The sequence below is a fragment of the Streptomyces sp. JLBG701 genome (genome assembly GCF_058544905.1).
Genome location: NZ_CM178588.1, coordinates 6,827,360 through 6,841,911 on the forward strand (window position 1 = coordinate 6,827,360; position 14,552 = coordinate 6,841,911).

Below are 14,552 nucleotides of genomic sequence, written 5' to 3' on the forward strand. Positions count from 1 at the left end.
GAAATCACAGTGCTGGGACAGTTCGGGCACAGCGTGGGAGGGCAGGTTCACGGCATGGGCATCATCGGCTGGATCATTCTGGGGCTGTTGGCCGGAGCCATCGCCAAATTCCTGCTGCCGGGCCGCGACCCGGGCGGCTTCATCGGAACGACCGTCATCGGCATCGCGGGCGCGTTCATCGGCGGCTGGATATCCGCCCGCTGGCTGGACCACCCGATCACCAAGAACTTCTACGACGGCACCACATGGGCGGCGGCGATCGGCGGCTCGCTCGTCCTCCTGGTCGCCTATCGCCTCCTGTTCGGCAACTCGCGCGACTGAGCACACCCCCGGACCGCAGCCAGCAGGCGAGAAGGGTGGGCACCCGGCGGTGCCCACCCTTCCTCGTACGCGCAACGAGCAACGTGCCGGAACCGTCGAGCGGTTCCCGCGGACCTAGCGGTAGTTCACGAACTGCAGGGCGAAGTCGAAGTCCTTGCCCTTCAGAAGGGCGATCACGGCCTGGAGGTCGTCGCGGCTCTTCGAGCTGACGCGCAGCTCGTCGCCCTGCACCTGGGCCTTGATGCCCTTGGGACCCTCGTCACGGATGATCTTCGCCACCTTCTTCGCGTTGTCCTGGGAGATGCCCTCCTCGATCGACGCGAAGATCTTGTACTCCTTGCCGGACAGCTGGGGCTCGCCCGCGTCCAGCGCCTTCAGGGAGATGCCGCGCTTGATCAGCTTGGACTCGAAGACGTCGAGGACAGCCTTCACCCGGTCCTCGGAGTTCGCCTCCATGAGGATTTTCTCACCGGACCACGCGATCGAGGCTCCCACGCCCTTGAAGTCGTAGCGCTGGGAGATCTCCTTGGCGGTCTGGTTGAGGGCGTTGTCGACCTCCTGCCGCTCGACCTTCGAGACGATGTCGAAACTGGAGTCGGCCATGTCCTTTGGCTCCTTGTATCGGGGTGCGTATCGGGGTGCGTATCGGCGTACGTGGGGGACCGCCGAGCCCGGCGTAGTCCCGGGCCGCATCCGGCTAAGCCTAGCCACCCGCTCCCCTCCGAGTGCTGATCAATCGAGTGGCGAAGCACCCCGGTGCATCAGGTATCGTTTACGTCGTTGCCACGGAGCACCGCCAAAAAGCGGTTCGAAGGGCATCAACCCAGGCGGTGTGCCCGAGCGGCCAAAGGGAGCAGACTGTAAATCTGCCGGCTTCGCCTTCCCAGGTTCGAATCCTGGCGCCGCCACACTGGGGAAGACCCCCTCCGAACTGCGGAAACGCAGAGCGGAGGGGGTCTCTTCGTTTGCGTGGACCTGGGCTGATCCCCTGTGGGCGGAAGCGGGGCGGATCATGCGGCGCGGGGCCCGGCCCGTCCGCAGCGCCTCGCGAGAGGGCGTCGCCGCAGATGTCCCCGCCCGGGGCACACTGACCCCATGTCCACTCGTCGCAGACTCTGCCCCGAATGTCGTCGCGAGATCGCTGTCGTCGCGGGACGGTTCGCGCGGCATGATCCGCCCGGGGCGCGGGAGAGCGGGGAGCTCGTGTCCTGCCCGGGGTCGCGGAGGCAGGCGCAACTCGGGGCTGCTCAGCCGTCGTTGGACGGGTATGTCGTCGCCGAGTTTCCCGGGCAGCTGCCGCTCTTCTGAGGCGCCCACGAGGGGCGCGACCGTCCGATGCTCAGGGCTCCCGGACGTCCATCCGCGTCACCAGCCCGTCCCCGTCGAAGCGGTACACATGCTCGACCGGCCGGTCCGCCCACAGGTCGTCGCCCGCGCCGTCGCGCAGGCCAGGACGTACGGTCGCCACCACCGCCTCGCCGTCCTCGTCAAGGCGCAGGCCCTCCAGTCGTACGAGCGGATGGCCGGCCGCGAACTGCCGGGCCCAGTACGCCCGTACCTCCTCGCGGCCGTGCAGCCGGACGCCGTCCAGGACGTTCGGCCAGTCCACGTCCGGCGCCAGGCAGCGCGGGACGAAGGCGTCGCGCTCGTCGGTCGAGAAGACCTCGTACATCCGCCGCAGCAAAGCCTCCCGCGCGGCCGGTACCCCCTCGGACATCAATCCCCAGCCACCTTCAGCACCCTCAGTTCCCGGCCACCGACTTCACCGCCACCGACACCGGCGTCGACCCGCCGATCAACTCCAGCGTCAGGCCGGCCGTCGCCGGAGAGTCCACCAACTCCGCCAGTACGGCCGCCACGTCGTCCCGCGGGATCGCGCCGCGGCCGGTCTGGGCCTCCAGACGTACGAGGCCCGTGCCGGCGTCGTTCGTCAGTGCACCCGGGCGCAGGACCGTCCAGTCCAGGGCGTCCAGGGCGCTGACGTACGCGTCGGCCTCGCCCTTGGCGCGCAGGTACACGTCGAAGACGTCGTTCCCCTCGTGCGCAGGATCCGCGCCCATCGACGACACGACGACGAAACGCCGTACCCCCGCCCGGACCGCGGCGTCCGCGAACAGCACCGCTGCCCCCCGGTCCACCGTGTCCTTGCGGGCCACGCCGCTGCCCGGGCCCGCGCCCGCCGCGAAAACCGCCGCGTCAGCGCCCTGGAGATGCGCCGCGGCCTCCTCGACCGAGGCCGATTCTAGGTCGAGCAGGACCGGTTCCGCGCCGGCCGCCCGTAGATCGCCTCCCTGTTCGGAACGGCGGATGATCCCCGCAACCTCGTCTCCGCGCGCGGCGAGCAGCCGCTCCAGCCGCAGCGCGATCTGACCATGACCTCCGGCGATGACAATGCGCATGTCTTCGACCGTACGCCCGGACGACCGCATCCGCCGCACGACTTCAGCCACGCCTCGCCACGCCTCGCGGCGCACGCTCCATGGTTCAAGCCTCTCGGCGCACGCTCCACGGCGCACGCGTCACTGCTCAGGCCTCACAGCGCGCGCCTGACGGCGGACATCTGAATTCCCACGCCCCAAGGCACACGCCCCCAGCGCACCCCAGCACCACGCGCCCCAAGCCGCACCACGCGACCCCAACTCCAGCGCCCACCACCCCCACCCGGTCTCGCGCGCCGCCCTACACGCCGGTCTCACGCGCCCGTCCCACACGCCCCCTCAAGACACATCCCCACGCCCCTGCCGAGGCAGCCCCAACTCCGCCGCGGCCGCCGAGTCGCAGTACTCCCGCACCGCGCTCGTCCGCGCCACCACGCGCCCCCGATGCACCACGATCCGGCTGTAGCCCAACGACAGCGCCCCCGCCAACCCCTCCCCGCGCACCGCCAGCAGTTCGGCGGGGAAGCCCGCCTCCACCCGTACCTCGGGCAGGCCCAGGACCGCCCGTGCCGACGTGCTCACCGCGTCGTACGCGTCCTCGGGACGCAGCCCGTATCGCGAGGCCAGCAGGTACGCCGCCTCCAAGGGGTCGCCGCGGCCCACCGGATTCGACACGTCCCGCAGGGCCCCGCTGCCCGCCGCGACCCGTACCCCGGCCGCGCGCAGCAGCCGTACGGGAGCCGTGCCGCGTCGGTCGACGGCCCCGCAGCCGCCCTGCGGCAGGCACACCACCGTCACCCCGGCCGCCGCGAGTTGGTCGGCGATGCGCGAGGCCGCCTCGGCGGGCAGGCGGTCGAGACCGCCGCACGGGCCCAGCGTCACCCTGGGGCGCAGACCGCCCGCCATCGCCGCCAGCCGGGCCAGGCGGGCCGGGTCGGCGGCGTCCGTGTGCAGGTCGACGGGACAGCCGTGTTCGGAGGCGACCTCCAGGACCGCCTCCACGTAGCCCGTCGGATCGGGGTCCAGATCAGGACAACCACCCACCACGGTCGCGCCCATTTTCACCGCGTCCCGCAGCATCGACAGCCCGTCGGCCCCCGCCACCCCGGTCAGCACCCGAGGCATCGCCACAGCCGTCAACTCGGCGAGCCCGCGCAGCGAACGCCGCGCCTGCAAAACGGCGGCCAGCGCGCCCAGCCCCTGGACGTCGCCCACGCGCACGTGGCCCCGCAGCGCGGTCGCCCCATGCGCGAGCTGGACCAGCGCGGCCTCCGTCACCCGGCGCTGGACGTCATCGGGTTCGTACGAGACCGGTCCGTCGGCGTCGGCCGACAGCGCGGTGTCGCCGTGGGCGTGCGGTTCGGCCGGGGACGGCAGGAGGAGATAGCCGCGGAGGTCCACCCGGGCCCCACTGCCACCCGCCCCGCCCACCGCCAGACTGCCGGCCGTGCCGACCGCCTCGATACGCCCGCCGCTCAGCCGTACGTCCACGGTCCGGCCGTCGGTGAGCCGCGCTCCGCACAGCAAGAGGGCGGCCGGGTCGGTCTGTCCGAAGACGGCCGGGTCGATCTGCCCGGACGAGCCTGTCGACCCGGATGAGCTGGATGAGCCGGATGAGTCAGATGAGGACGACGACGAGGGGGAGGAGCCGGACGAATGGGGCGGCTGCGGCTGGCTGTCGGGCATCGCGCTCCAGGGGCTCGGGGACTGCGCCGGGGGACGCAAGATCACGCAGAGTGAGTCGAGCCTAGGGCGGTGATCAGCGCGTGGCGGGGAGGAAGGCAATAGTCGTACCGGTGTGGTCCTCGCCTTGCGAGCGCTGCGCGAGTGGCGGCCGATGCCCCTGTGAGACTTGGGGAACGAGGCACGAACGGAGCTCGGAACAGGCCGGGCCCGGTGCCACGAAACGGATTTGGGTGAACGGCGGCCGAGCGTGTAATGTCTTCATCGCTCGCCCCAATAGCTCAGTCGGTAGAGCGTCTCCATGGTAAGGAGAAGGTCTACGGTTCGATTCCGTATTGGGGCTCTGGTGTGAGAGGTTCCTTCCGCAAGGTGGGAACCGATCGCATCACAGCGGTGTAGCTCAGTCGGTAGAGCAAGCGGCTCATAATCGCTGTGTCACCGGTTCAAGTCCGGTCACCGCTACTGACAGTAGCCGATTGTGGGGTCGGTCCTTCGATCGGCTACTCTTTTATGCGTTCATCGTCCCATCCGTTCGTCAAGGAGCACTCCTGTGGCTGCCACCGACGTCCGCCCGAAGATCACGCTGGCCTGCGTGGAGTGCAAGGAGCGGAACTACATCACCAAGAAGAACCGGCGTAACAACCCGGACCGACTGGAGATGAAGAAGCACTGCCCGCGTTGCAATGCGCACACCGCGCACCGCGAAACGCGATAAATCAGGCTCGTACGCGAGGCCGCCCCCGCAGTCGGGGGGCGGCCTCGCGTCGTTCCGGCCCCGGTTACCGGCCGGTCAACCGCAGTAGACATCAGGAGGTGCCGGGCCATGGCGCTCGACCAGTCCTTCGTGGGGCGGAGCTACCCGCCCACCGACCCCTACGAGGTGGGCCGGGAGAAGATCCGTGAGTTCGCGGAGGCAGTGGGGGACGCCAACCCCGCGTACACGGACCCGGAGGCCGCCAAGGCGCTCGGGCATCCCGATGTGATCGCACCCCCGACCTTCGTGTTCTCGATCACCTTCAAGGCCGCGGGACAGGTCGTCCAGGACCCCCAGCTCGGCCTGGACTACAGCCGGGTGGTGCACGGCGACCAGAAGTTCGCCTACACCCGCCCGGTGCGCGCGGGCGACCGGCTCGCCGTCACCTCGACCATCGAGGCCATCAAGTCCATGGCGGGCAACGACATCATCGACATCCGCGGCGAAGTCCACGACGAGGCCGGCGAGCACGTCGTCACCGCCTGGACCAAGCTCGTGGCCCGCGCGGCGGAGACCGAAGCAGCGGCGAAGACTGAGGAAGCGGCGAAGACTGAGGAAGCTGCGGCGACCGAGGATGCGGCGAAGACCGCGGAAGGGGCGGCGTGACCGGATGACTGCCAAGATCCAGTACGCGGACGTCGAGGTCGGCACCGAACTCCCCGCCCAGACCTTCTCCGTCACCCGCGCCACCCTCGTCCAATACGCGGGCGCCTCCGGGGACTTCAACCCGATCCACTGGAACGAGAAGTTCGCCAAGGGGGTCGGCCTGCCGGACGTCATCGCGCACGGCATGTTCACCATGGCGGAGGCGGTCCGCGTGATCACCGACTGGGCAGGCGACCCCGGCGCGGTCATCGAGTACGGCGTCCGCTTCACCAAGCCGGTTGTCGTCCCGAACGACGACCAGGGCGCGACCATCGAGGTCAGCGGCAAGGTCGCGGCCAAGCTCGACGACAACACGGTCCGCGTCGACCTGACGGCGACGAGCGCCGGACAGAAGGTGCTGGGCATGTCCCGGGCGGTCGTGCGGCTGGGCTGAGCGCGGCCGGCCAACGGGTTCGGGTCAAGTAAGGGGTGCCCTCCATCGTGGGGTGCCCCTTACTTGGATCAGGTCCCCTACCAGCCACAACGTCCTCGGCGCCGGCTGGGTTCCGTAAGGCACCGTAAGCCCATCCGTAAGTCCTTCCGTAAGCCCTTGACGTAGTTAGTGATTGAGTACTAACTTACTCACATGGCCAGGATGAGCGCAGAAGAGAGGCGCGAGAGCGTCATTCGCGCGGCGATCGCCGAGTTCGCGCAGAGGGGCTACTACGGCACCTCCACCGAGGCGATCGCCAAGCGGGTCGGTGTCTCGCAGCCGTATCTCTTCCGGCTCTTCCCGGGCAAGAAGGCGATCTTCGCCGCAGCCTCGCGGAGGTGCATGGACGACACGTGCCGGGTCTTCGAGGAAGCGGCCGAGGGGCTGCAGGGCGAGGAAGCCCTGCATGCCATGGCGAACGCGTACGTACAGCTGATCACGGAGCACCCCGAGAGGCTCCAGATGCAGATGCAGACGTACATCGCGGTCGCCGCCGCCGAAGCGGAAGGGGAGCCTGAGTTCGGTGAGGTCGTACGGGCCGGCTGGATGAAGCTCTGGGACACCGTGCATCTGCCGCTGGGGGCCGACATCAACGAGACGACGACCTTCCTGGCGTACGGAATGCTCATCAACACCCTGATGGCCATGGGTTTTCCGCCCGAGCATCAGGTCTGGCAGGGGATGTATCCGTCGGCTCGGCTCAAGGGTCGGCTGGAGGCGTAGGGGAGCGGGGAAGTGGATTTCCGCGCTTCTTCATGATCGTGAAAGTTAGTAATCAATAACTAACCATCGCTGGTGAGAACCCTCTGGGGGAGAGATGTCACAGCAGACCGCACACCCGGAACAGCCCGGACAGTCAGAACCGACCGCGCGTCCCACCCGTCGCGGGGGAATGGCCTGGGCCCTCGTCATCACAAGCGTCGCCGGATTCATGGCGGCCCTCGACAACCTGGTCGTCACCACCGCCCTGCCCTCCATCCGCAAGGATCTCGGAGGAGCGCTGGACGACCTGGAATGGACCGTGAGCGCCTACACGCTCACCTTCGCCGTCCTGCTGATGTTCGGCGCGGCGCTCGGCGACCGCTTCGGGCGCCGTCGGCTCTTCCTCGCCGGCATCACCGTCTTCACCGGCGCCTCAGCCGCCGCGGCCATGGCGCCCGGGATCGACTCCCTGATCGCTGCCCGCGCGGTCCAGGGCGTCGGCGCGGCGATCATGATGCCGCTCACGCTGACCCTGCTCACGGCAGCGGTTCCCGCCGCCAAGCGCGGGATGGCGTACGGCATCTGGGGCGCGGTGAACGGACTCGCGGTCGCCTCCGGACCCCTCATCGGCGGCAGCCTCACCGAGCACATCTCCTGGCAGTGGATCTTCTGGCTGAACGTGCCGCTGGGCGTGGCCCTGCTGCCGCTGGCCCGCCTCCGCCTCGCCGAGTCGCACGGCACCGGCGCCCCGCTCGACGTCACCGGCACCCTGCTCGCCAGCGGCGGCCTCTTCGGGATCGTCTACGGCCTGGTCCGCGGCCCCGCCGACGGCTGGACCGACTCCGTTGTCCTGACCGGCCTGTTCGCGGGCGGCGCGCTGCTCACCGGCTTCGTCCTGCACGGCATGCACGCCAAGAACCCCATGCTGCCCATGCGGCTGTTCCGCTCTCGTGCCTTCGCCGGCATCAACGCGGCCAGCCTGCTGATGTTCCTCGGCATGTTCGGTTCGATCTTCCTGCTCAGCCAGTACATGCAGGGCGTCCTCGGCTACTCGCCCACCGAGGCGGGCCTCAGGATGCTGCCCTGGACCGGTATGCCGATGCTCGTCGCGCCGATCGCCGGCATCCTCTCCGACCGCATCGGCGGCCGCCCGGTCGTCGCCGCCGGCCTCTTCCTCCAGGCCGCCGGCCTCGGCTACATGGCCTCCGTGGTCACCGCCGATGCCTCCTACGCCATCCAGCTGCCCGGCCTGATCATCAGCGGCATCGGAATGGCCCTCTACTTCGCCCCCGCCGCCAACCTGGTGATGTCCAGCGTCCGCCCCAGCGAACAGGGCATCGCCTCCGGCGCCAACAACGCCCTGCGCGAGGTCGGCGGCGCCCTCGGTATCGCCGTCATGGCGTCGATCTTCGCGGCCCAGGGCGGCTACGAGACCGGCCAGACCTTCGTCGACGGCCTGAAGCCCGCCCTGGTCACCGGGGCCGGCGTGGTGGCCCTCGCCGGGATCGCGGCCCTGCTGATCCCGACCAGGCGCCGCGCGGCGCAACTCGTCACCGAATCCGAGGAAGCCCCGGCGCCCGCCCTGGAGACGGCCGCCCACTGAACCGCGTACGACAGCCCACATCCCGCTACGACCCACCAGAACGGCCCCGACCGGAGAGTGACCGGCGGGGCCGTTCGCGCGCGTGCCGGGAGTGTCAGTGGCTTCTCGTAGTCTTGGGCGCGTGCAGGAAATCCACGACGCCCCCCTCGCCCCGCTGACCACCTTCCGGCTGGGTGGTCCCGCGACCCGGCTCATCACCGCGACGACCGACGCCGAGGTGATCGACGCCGTCCGCGAGGCCGACGACAGCGGGACGCCGCTGCTGGTCATCGGCGGCGGTTCGAACCTGGTCATCGGCGACAAGGGCTTCGCGGGCACCGCGCTCGTCATCGCCACCAAGGGCTTCGACCTCGACGGCACCCGGCTGGAGCTCGCGGCAGGCGAGGTGTGGACCGACGCCGTCGCCCGCAGCGTCGAGGCCGGGCTCGCGGGCATCGAGTGCCTGGCCGGCATCCCCGGCTCGGCCGGTGCGACCCCGATCCAGAACGTAGGGGCCTACGGCCAGGAGGTCTCGTCCACGATCACCGAGGTGATCGCCTACGACCGCGAGAGCCGCGAGACGGTCACCCTCGCGAACGCCGAGTGCGCCTTCTCCTACCGCCACAGCCGCTTCAAGGCCGACCCCGAGCGCCATGTCGTCCTGCGCATCCGCTTCGAGCTGGAGGACGCGCAAGGGCTCTCCGCCCCCGTCAAGTACGCCGAGACCGCCCGGGCACTCGGCGTGGAAGCCGGCGATCGCGTGCCGCTCGCCGCAGCCCGCGAGACCGTGCTGAAGCTGCGCTCGGGCAAGGGCATGGTCCTGGACCCCGAGGACCACGACACCTGGTCGGCCGGTTCCTTCTTCACCAACCCGATCCTCACCCAGGACCAGTTCACCGAGTTCCACGCGCGCGTGCGGGAGCGGCTCGGCGACGGCGCGGAGCCCCCGGCCTACCCGGCGGGGGAGGGCCACACCAAGACCTCCGCGGCCTGGCTGATCGACAAGGCGGGCTTCACCAAGGGCTACGGCACCGGCCCCGCCCGCATCTCCACCAAGCACACCCTCGCCCTCACCAACCGCGGCGCGGCAACCACGGAGGACCTGCTCACGCTGGCCCGCGAGGTCGTCGCCGGCGTCCACGAGGCCTTCGGGATCACCCTGGTCAACGAACCGGTGACGGTCGGCGTCAGCCTCTAGCGGGCCCGCTCGCCTTCGTCGCCCACTCACGGCACCGCTCTATTGCCTGGACCGGCACTGAAATCCGAGGCGCCTACGCGGGCCCACCCGCCAGCCAGGCATCCACCCCCGACAACAGCTTCGCCTTCACGTCCTCCGGCGCTGCCGACCCACGTACCGACTGCCGGGCCAGTTCCGCCAGTTCCGCGTCAGTGAAGTCGTGGTAGCGGCGGGCGATCTCGTACTGGGCGGCCAGGCGGGAGCCGAACAGCAGTGGGTCGTCGGCGCCCAGGGCCAGCGGGACACCTGCCTCGAAGAGCGTCCTCAGCGGGACGTCCTCCGGCTTCTCGTAGACGCCCAGTGCGACATTCGACGCCGGGCACACCTCGCACGTCACCTGCCGGTCCGCCAGGCGCTTCATCAGGCGGGGGTCCTCCGCCGCCCGTACACCGTGCCCGATGCGCGAGGCGTGCAGGTCGTCCAGGCAGTCACGGACCGACGCCGGGCCAGTCAGCTCGCCGCCGTGCGGCGCCGCCAGCAGACCCCCCTCGCGCGCGATCGCGAACGCGCGGTCGAAGTCCCGCGCCATGCCCCGCCGTTCGTCGTTGGAGAGCCCGAACCCGATGATGCCCCGGTCCGCGTACCGCACCGCAAGGCGGGCCAGCGTGCGCGCGTCCAGCGGATGCTTCATCCGGTTCGCGGCCACCAGCACCCGCATCCCAAGGCCGGTCTCCCGCACCGTCGTGTCCACCGCGTCGAGGATGACCTCCAGCGCCGGGATGAGACCGCCCAGGCGTGGTGCGTACGACGTCGGGTCCACCTGGATCTCCAGCCAACCCGAACCGTCTCGCAGGTCCTCCTCCGCGGCCTCCCGCACCAGCCGCTGAATGTCCTCCGGCTGCCGCACACACGACCGCGCCGCGTCGTACAGCCGCTGGAAGCGGAACCAGCCCCGCTCATCGGTCGCCCGAAGCCTCGGCGGCTCCCCGCTGGTCAGCGCCTCGATGAGCGCCTCGGGCAGTCTCACGCCGTACTTGTCGGCGAGTTCCAGCACGGTGGTGGCCCGCATCGACCCGGTGAAGTGCAGGTGCAGATGGGCTTTCGGCAGCTCAGAGAGATCACGTACGCGCTCCATTCCAGGATCCTGCCGTACGTTCCCGCCGTCCCGGTACCGCTTTCCCCGATCGTGGTCTTGCTCGCACGAAGAAGCGGGCCGCCTCCCCGAAGGGAAACGGCCCGCACGCGCGCGTAGAGGCACGAAAACGTCAGTCCGTGGCCTCCGCCAGGAGCTTCTGGATGCGGCTCACGCCCTCGACGAGATCCTCGTCACCCAGCGCGTACGACAGTCGCACATAGCCCGGAGTGCCGAAGGCCTCGCCCGGAACGACCGCGACCTCGACCTCTTCCAGGATCAGCGCGGCCAGCTCGACCGTGTCCTGGGGACGCTTCCCGCGGATCTCCTTGCCCAGCAGACCCTTCACCGACGGGTACGCGTAGAAGGCGCCCTCCGGCTCCGGGCACACCACGCCGTCGATCTCGTTGAGCATCCGCACGATCGTCTTGCGGCGCCGGTCGAAGGCCTCACGCATCTTCGCGACCGCCTCCAGGTCACCCGAGACGGCGGCGAGGGCGGCGACCTGCGCGACGTTCGACACGTTGGACGTGGCGTGCGACTGGAGGTTCGTCGCGGCCTTGACGACGTCCTTCGGGCCGATGAGCCAGCCCACCCGCCAGCCGGTCATCGCGTACGTCTTGGCGACACCGTTGACGACGATGCACTTGTCGGCCAGCTCGGGCACGACCACCGGCAGCGAGTGGAACTCCGCGTCGCCGTACACAAGGTGCTCGTAGATTTCGTCGGTCAGGACCCACAGGCCCTTCTCGGCGGCCCAGCGGCCGATCTCCTCGATCTGCTCGCGCGTGTAGACGGCGCCGGTCGGGTTGGAGGGCGAGACGAAGAGAAGGACCTTCGTGTTCTCCGTCCGCGCCGCCTCCAGCTGCTCGACCGAGACCCGGTAACCCGTCGTCTCGTCCGCGACCACATCCACCGGGACACCGCCGGCGAGGCGGATCGACTCCGGGTACGTCGTCCAGTACGGGGCCGGGACGATGACCTCGTCGCCCGGGTCGAGGATCGCGGCGAAGGCCTCGTAGATGGCCTGCTTGCCGCCGTTGGTGACCAGGACCTGGGCCGCCTCCACCTCATAGCCGGAGTCGCGCAGCGTCTTCGCGGCGATCGCGGCCTTCAGCTCGGGCAGACCGCCGGCCGGGGTGTAGCGGTGGTACTTCGGGTTCGAGCAGGCCTCGATGGCGGCCTGGACGATGTAGTCCGGCGTCGGGAAGTCGGGCTCGCCGGCGCCGAAGCCGATCACCGGGCGCCCGGCGGCCTTGAGGGCCTTGGCCTTGGCGTCCACGGCGAGGGTGGCGGACTCGGAGATCGCGCCGACTCGGGCGGAGACCCGGCGCTCGGTGGGAGGGGTTGCAGGGCTCATGGGCCCATCGTTTCAGACCGGAAACGCCCCCGGCACACCGGTTTCACAGACTGAACAGAACCGTGGACAGCACTGAACAACAGTCCGGAACCGGGCCGCGGCCTGCGCGATCTTCGCCGCCCGCCAGGCGATCTTCCGTGAACAAGGCCCCTACGGGCGCTTTCTGTTCGACGACCGGCCCCGAAGCACGTACACTCTCACCTCGTTGGCCTTCAACAGTCCACAGCCATCCGGTGCACACCGTGCACCCGGGCGGATGCGGTACGTTGGGGGACACACAAAGGGTCGTAGCTCAATTGGTAGAGCACTGGTCTCCAAAACCAGCGGTTGGGGGTTCAAGTCCCTCCGGCCCTGCTACACACACCTTCGCCAGGATGTGTGCGCATGTACGTCCAGCAATGCACTGCCGTGCGGCTCAGACCGGGCGCGGCACGGCCACGACCCGGAATCAGGTGAGGACGAGTGACGGACGCCGTGGGCTCCATCGACATGCCTGATGCCCAAGATGAGGCTCCGGAGTCGAAGAAGACCCGCAAGGGTGGCAAGCGTGCCAAGAAGGGCCCGCTGAAGCGCCTTGCTCTCTTCTACCGCCAGATCGTCGCGGAACTCCGCAAGGTCGTCTGGCCGACGCGTAACCAGCTGACGACGTACACGACAGTGGTGATTGTCTTCGTCGTCATCATGATCGGCCTGGTGACCGTGATTGACTATGGGCTCGACCACGCCGCCAAGTACGTATTCGGCTGAGCCTAGAGCGAAGGGCGCCGAGGTAACCGGCGCCCCTTTCGCATGTTCCACCCCTATGTATCCAGGAAGAAGCAGCCACCGTGTCTGACCAGAACCTGAACGACGCCGTCGAGCCGGACGAGTCAGTGGATGACGAGCTCGACATCGTCGAGGGCGCGGACGAGGACCTGGACGAGGTCGAGGCTGCCGACGCCGAAGCGGGCGAGCCCGCCGAGGAAGCCGCACTCCACGTCGAGGACGAGGACGCCGAGGAAGAGTCCGGCGGAGACATCGAGGCCGTCGAGGATGCGGAAGAGGACGTCGAGGAAGAGCCGGCCGAGCCGGTCGACCCCGTCACCGCCCTCCGCGAGGAACTCCGCACGCTGCCCGGCGAGTGGTACGTGATCCACACCTACGCCGGCTACGAGAACCGTGTGAAGACCAACCTGGAGCAGCGCGCCGTCTCGCTGAACGTCGAGGACTACATCTTCGCGGCCGAGGTGCCGCAGGAAGAGGTCGTCCAGATCAAGAACGGCGACCGCAAGACGATCCGCCAGAACAAGCTCCCCGGCTACGTCCTCGTCCGCATGGACCTGACGAACGAGTCCTGGGGCGTCGTCCGCAACACCCCCGGCGTAACCGGCTTCGTGGGCAACGCCTACGACCCGTACCCGCTGACCCTGGACGAGATCGTCAAGATGCTCGCCCCGGAGGCCGAGGAGAAGGCCGCTCGTGAGGCCGCCGAGGCCGAGGGCAAGCCGGTTCCGCAGCGCAAGGTCGAGGTCCAGGTGCTGGACTTCGAGGTCGGCGACTCGGTCACCGTCACCGACGGCCCGTTCGCCACGCTGCAGGCCACCATCAACGAGATCAACGCCGACTCGAAGAAGGTCAAGGGTCTGGTGGAGATCTTCGGTCGCGAGACTCCGGTCGAGCTTTCGTTCGATCAGATTCAGAAGAACTAGTACTTCGGCCGCGGGTGCGTGGGGGCTGGTCGCGCAGTTCCCCGCGCCCCTGGGTGGGTCAGGTCAGGCGGGCTCAAAGGAGCCCCCTGACCTTTCTCGTTTTTGGCCACGCGCTAATACCCGTTATCGTTGTGCGGTATGCCTGCAGCCGGGACGCGACCCGGAGGCGGGTAGACCCGAATCGAAAGGACCCGGAGAGCAATGCCTCCCAAGAAGAAGAAGGTCACGGGGCTTATCAAGCTCCAGATCCAGGCCGGTGCGGCCAACCCGGCGCCGCCGGTCGGTCCCGCGCTGGGCCAGCACGGCGTCAACATCATGGAGTTCTGCAAGGCCTACAACGCCGCGACCGAGTCGCAGCGTGGCTGGGTCATCCCGGTGGAGATCACGGTCTACGAGGACCGTTCCTTCACCTTCGTGACCAAGACTCCGCCGGCCGCCAAGATGATCCTCAAGGCCGCGGGTATCGAGAAGGGCTCCGGCGAGCCGCACAAGACCAAGGTCGCCAAGATCACCCAGGCGCAGGTCCGCGAGATCGCCACCACCAAGATGCCCGACCTCAACGCCAACGACCTGGACGCCGCCGCGAAGATCATCGCCGGCACCGCGCGTTCCATGGGCGTCACGGTCGAGGGCTGAGCCCCAACCTCGTAAGTCTTCGGTAGTACGTGGCAGGGCCTGCTCGGCCCGTACCACGACT

At 69.1% G+C, this 14,552-nt stretch carries 17 protein-coding genes and 4 tRNA genes; 15 read left to right on the forward strand and 6 right to left on the reverse strand.

Features of this window, described 5'->3' with window-relative positions:
- Window positions 1-54 precede the first annotated feature (54 nt).
- Window positions 55-321: a GlsB/YeaQ/YmgE family stress response membrane protein gene (locus tag AC5DRG_RS31655; protein ID WP_491802893.1), complete on the forward strand. Its 267-nt coding sequence runs from the start codon at window positions 55-57 to the stop codon at window positions 319-321.
- A gap of 114 nt (window positions 322-435) precedes the next feature.
- Here AC5DRG_RS31655 and AC5DRG_RS31660 read toward each other — a convergent pair whose 3' ends face one another.
- Window positions 436-924, reverse strand: coding sequence for a YajQ family cyclic di-GMP-binding protein (locus AC5DRG_RS31660; protein WP_491802894.1), 489 nt, complete (start codon window positions 922-924; stop codon window positions 436-438).
- A 223-nt stretch (window positions 925-1,147) separates the two neighbouring features.
- Here AC5DRG_RS31660 and AC5DRG_RS31665 point away from each other — a divergent pair.
- A tRNA-Tyr gene (locus AC5DRG_RS31665) sits at window positions 1,148-1,229 on the forward strand.
- Window positions 1,230-1,416: 187 nt separating this feature from the next.
- Entirely contained in the window at window positions 1,417-1,629 is a 213-nt protein-coding gene (locus AC5DRG_RS31670; RefSeq protein WP_491802895.1) for a hypothetical protein, read from the forward strand.
- Window positions 1,630-1,660: 31 nt separating this feature from the next.
- On the opposite strand, the gene AC5DRG_RS31675 is transcribed toward AC5DRG_RS31670, so the two are convergent.
- The 3 genes from AC5DRG_RS31675 to AC5DRG_RS31685 all read right to left on the reverse strand — a co-directional run bounded on the left by AC5DRG_RS31675 (window position 1,661) and on the right by AC5DRG_RS31685 (window position 4,385).
- On the reverse strand, window positions 1,661-2,038 hold the full coding sequence (locus AC5DRG_RS31675; RefSeq protein ID WP_491802896.1) for a nuclear transport factor 2 family protein: 378 nt from the start codon (window positions 2,036-2,038) through the stop codon (window positions 1,661-1,663).
- A gap of 25 nt (window positions 2,039-2,063) precedes the next feature.
- Window positions 2,064-2,720 carry an SDR family oxidoreductase gene (locus AC5DRG_RS31680; protein ID WP_491802897.1) on the reverse strand — a complete coding sequence of 219 codons (657 nt, stop codon included), beginning with the start codon at window positions 2,718-2,720 and terminating at the stop codon, window positions 2,064-2,066.
- Window positions 2,721-3,038: 318 nt separating this feature from the next.
- Window positions 3,039-4,385 (reverse strand): amidohydrolase family protein, encoded by a 1,347-nt coding sequence (locus tag AC5DRG_RS31685; RefSeq protein WP_491802898.1) that lies wholly within the window; start codon window positions 4,383-4,385, stop codon window positions 3,039-3,041.
- Between the two features lie 267 nt (window positions 4,386-4,652).
- On the opposite strand from AC5DRG_RS31685, the gene AC5DRG_RS31690 reads away from it, so the two are divergent.
- The 8 genes from AC5DRG_RS31690 (at window position 4,653) to AC5DRG_RS31725 (ending at window position 9,696) form a co-directional block, all read left to right on the forward strand.
- Window positions 4,653-4,725 (forward strand) — tRNA-Thr (locus tag AC5DRG_RS31690).
- Window positions 4,726-4,771: 46 nt separating this feature from the next.
- Window positions 4,772-4,844, forward strand: a tRNA-Met gene (locus AC5DRG_RS31695).
- Window positions 4,845-4,932: 88 nt separating this feature from the next.
- The gene (rpmG, locus tag AC5DRG_RS31700; protein WP_003948671.1) at window positions 4,933-5,097 is read left to right on the forward strand and encodes a 50S ribosomal protein L33; all 165 of its coding nucleotides are present in this window, start codon (window positions 4,933-4,935) and stop codon (window positions 5,095-5,097) included.
- Between the two features lie 108 nt (window positions 5,098-5,205).
- A complete protein-coding gene (locus AC5DRG_RS31705; RefSeq protein ID WP_491802900.1) occupies window positions 5,206-5,742 on the forward strand; it encodes an FAS1-like dehydratase domain-containing protein in 537 nt (178 codons plus the stop codon).
- A gap of 4 nt (window positions 5,743-5,746) precedes the next feature.
- Window positions 5,747-6,175 carry a MaoC family dehydratase gene (locus AC5DRG_RS31710; RefSeq protein WP_491802901.1) on the forward strand — a complete coding sequence of 143 codons (429 nt, stop codon included), beginning with the start codon at window positions 5,747-5,749 and terminating at the stop codon, window positions 6,173-6,175.
- 192 nt (window positions 6,176-6,367) lie between these two features.
- Window positions 6,368-6,937 carry a TetR/AcrR family transcriptional regulator gene (locus AC5DRG_RS31715; protein WP_491802902.1) on the forward strand — a complete coding sequence of 190 codons (570 nt, stop codon included), beginning with the start codon at window positions 6,368-6,370 and terminating at the stop codon, window positions 6,935-6,937.
- 94 nt (window positions 6,938-7,031) lie between these two features.
- A complete protein-coding gene (locus tag AC5DRG_RS31720) occupies window positions 7,032-8,519 on the forward strand; it encodes an MFS transporter (RefSeq protein WP_491802903.1) in 1,488 nt (495 codons plus the stop codon).
- A gap of 121 nt (window positions 8,520-8,640) precedes the next feature.
- On the forward strand, window positions 8,641-9,696 hold the full coding sequence (locus AC5DRG_RS31725; protein ID WP_491802904.1) for a UDP-N-acetylmuramate dehydrogenase: 1,056 nt from the start codon (window positions 8,641-8,643) through the stop codon (window positions 9,694-9,696).
- A 73-nt stretch (window positions 9,697-9,769) separates the two neighbouring features.
- On the opposite strand, the gene AC5DRG_RS31730 is transcribed toward AC5DRG_RS31725, so the two are convergent.
- Window positions 9,770-10,810, reverse strand: a complete 1,041-nt coding sequence (locus AC5DRG_RS31730) for an adenosine deaminase (RefSeq protein WP_491802905.1) — start codon at window positions 10,808-10,810, stop codon at window positions 9,770-9,772.
- A 130-nt stretch (window positions 10,811-10,940) separates the two neighbouring features.
- A complete protein-coding gene (locus AC5DRG_RS31735) occupies window positions 10,941-12,167 on the reverse strand; it encodes a pyridoxal phosphate-dependent aminotransferase (RefSeq protein WP_491802906.1) in 1,227 nt (408 codons plus the stop codon).
- A 281-nt stretch (window positions 12,168-12,448) separates the two neighbouring features.
- Between AC5DRG_RS31735 and AC5DRG_RS31740 the strand changes: the two genes are divergently transcribed.
- The 4 genes from AC5DRG_RS31740 to rplK all read left to right on the forward strand — a co-directional run bounded on the left by AC5DRG_RS31740 (window position 12,449) and on the right by rplK (window position 14,491).
- Window positions 12,449-12,521 (forward strand) — tRNA-Trp (locus tag AC5DRG_RS31740).
- 108 nt (window positions 12,522-12,629) lie between these two features.
- Window positions 12,630-12,914: a preprotein translocase subunit SecE gene (gene secE, locus AC5DRG_RS31745; RefSeq protein ID WP_491802907.1), complete on the forward strand. Its 285-nt coding sequence runs from the start codon at window positions 12,630-12,632 to the stop codon at window positions 12,912-12,914.
- Between the two features lie 80 nt (window positions 12,915-12,994).
- Window positions 12,995-13,855 carry a transcription termination/antitermination protein NusG gene (nusG, locus tag AC5DRG_RS31750; protein ID WP_491802908.1) on the forward strand — a complete coding sequence of 287 codons (861 nt, stop codon included), beginning with the start codon at window positions 12,995-12,997 and terminating at the stop codon, window positions 13,853-13,855.
- A 201-nt stretch (window positions 13,856-14,056) separates the two neighbouring features.
- Complete coding sequence (rplK, locus tag AC5DRG_RS31755) at window positions 14,057-14,491, forward strand: 50S ribosomal protein L11 (protein ID WP_263211552.1); 435 nt, start codon at window positions 14,057-14,059, stop codon at window positions 14,489-14,491.
- The last annotated feature ends 61 nt before the right edge of the window (window positions 14,492-14,552 follow it).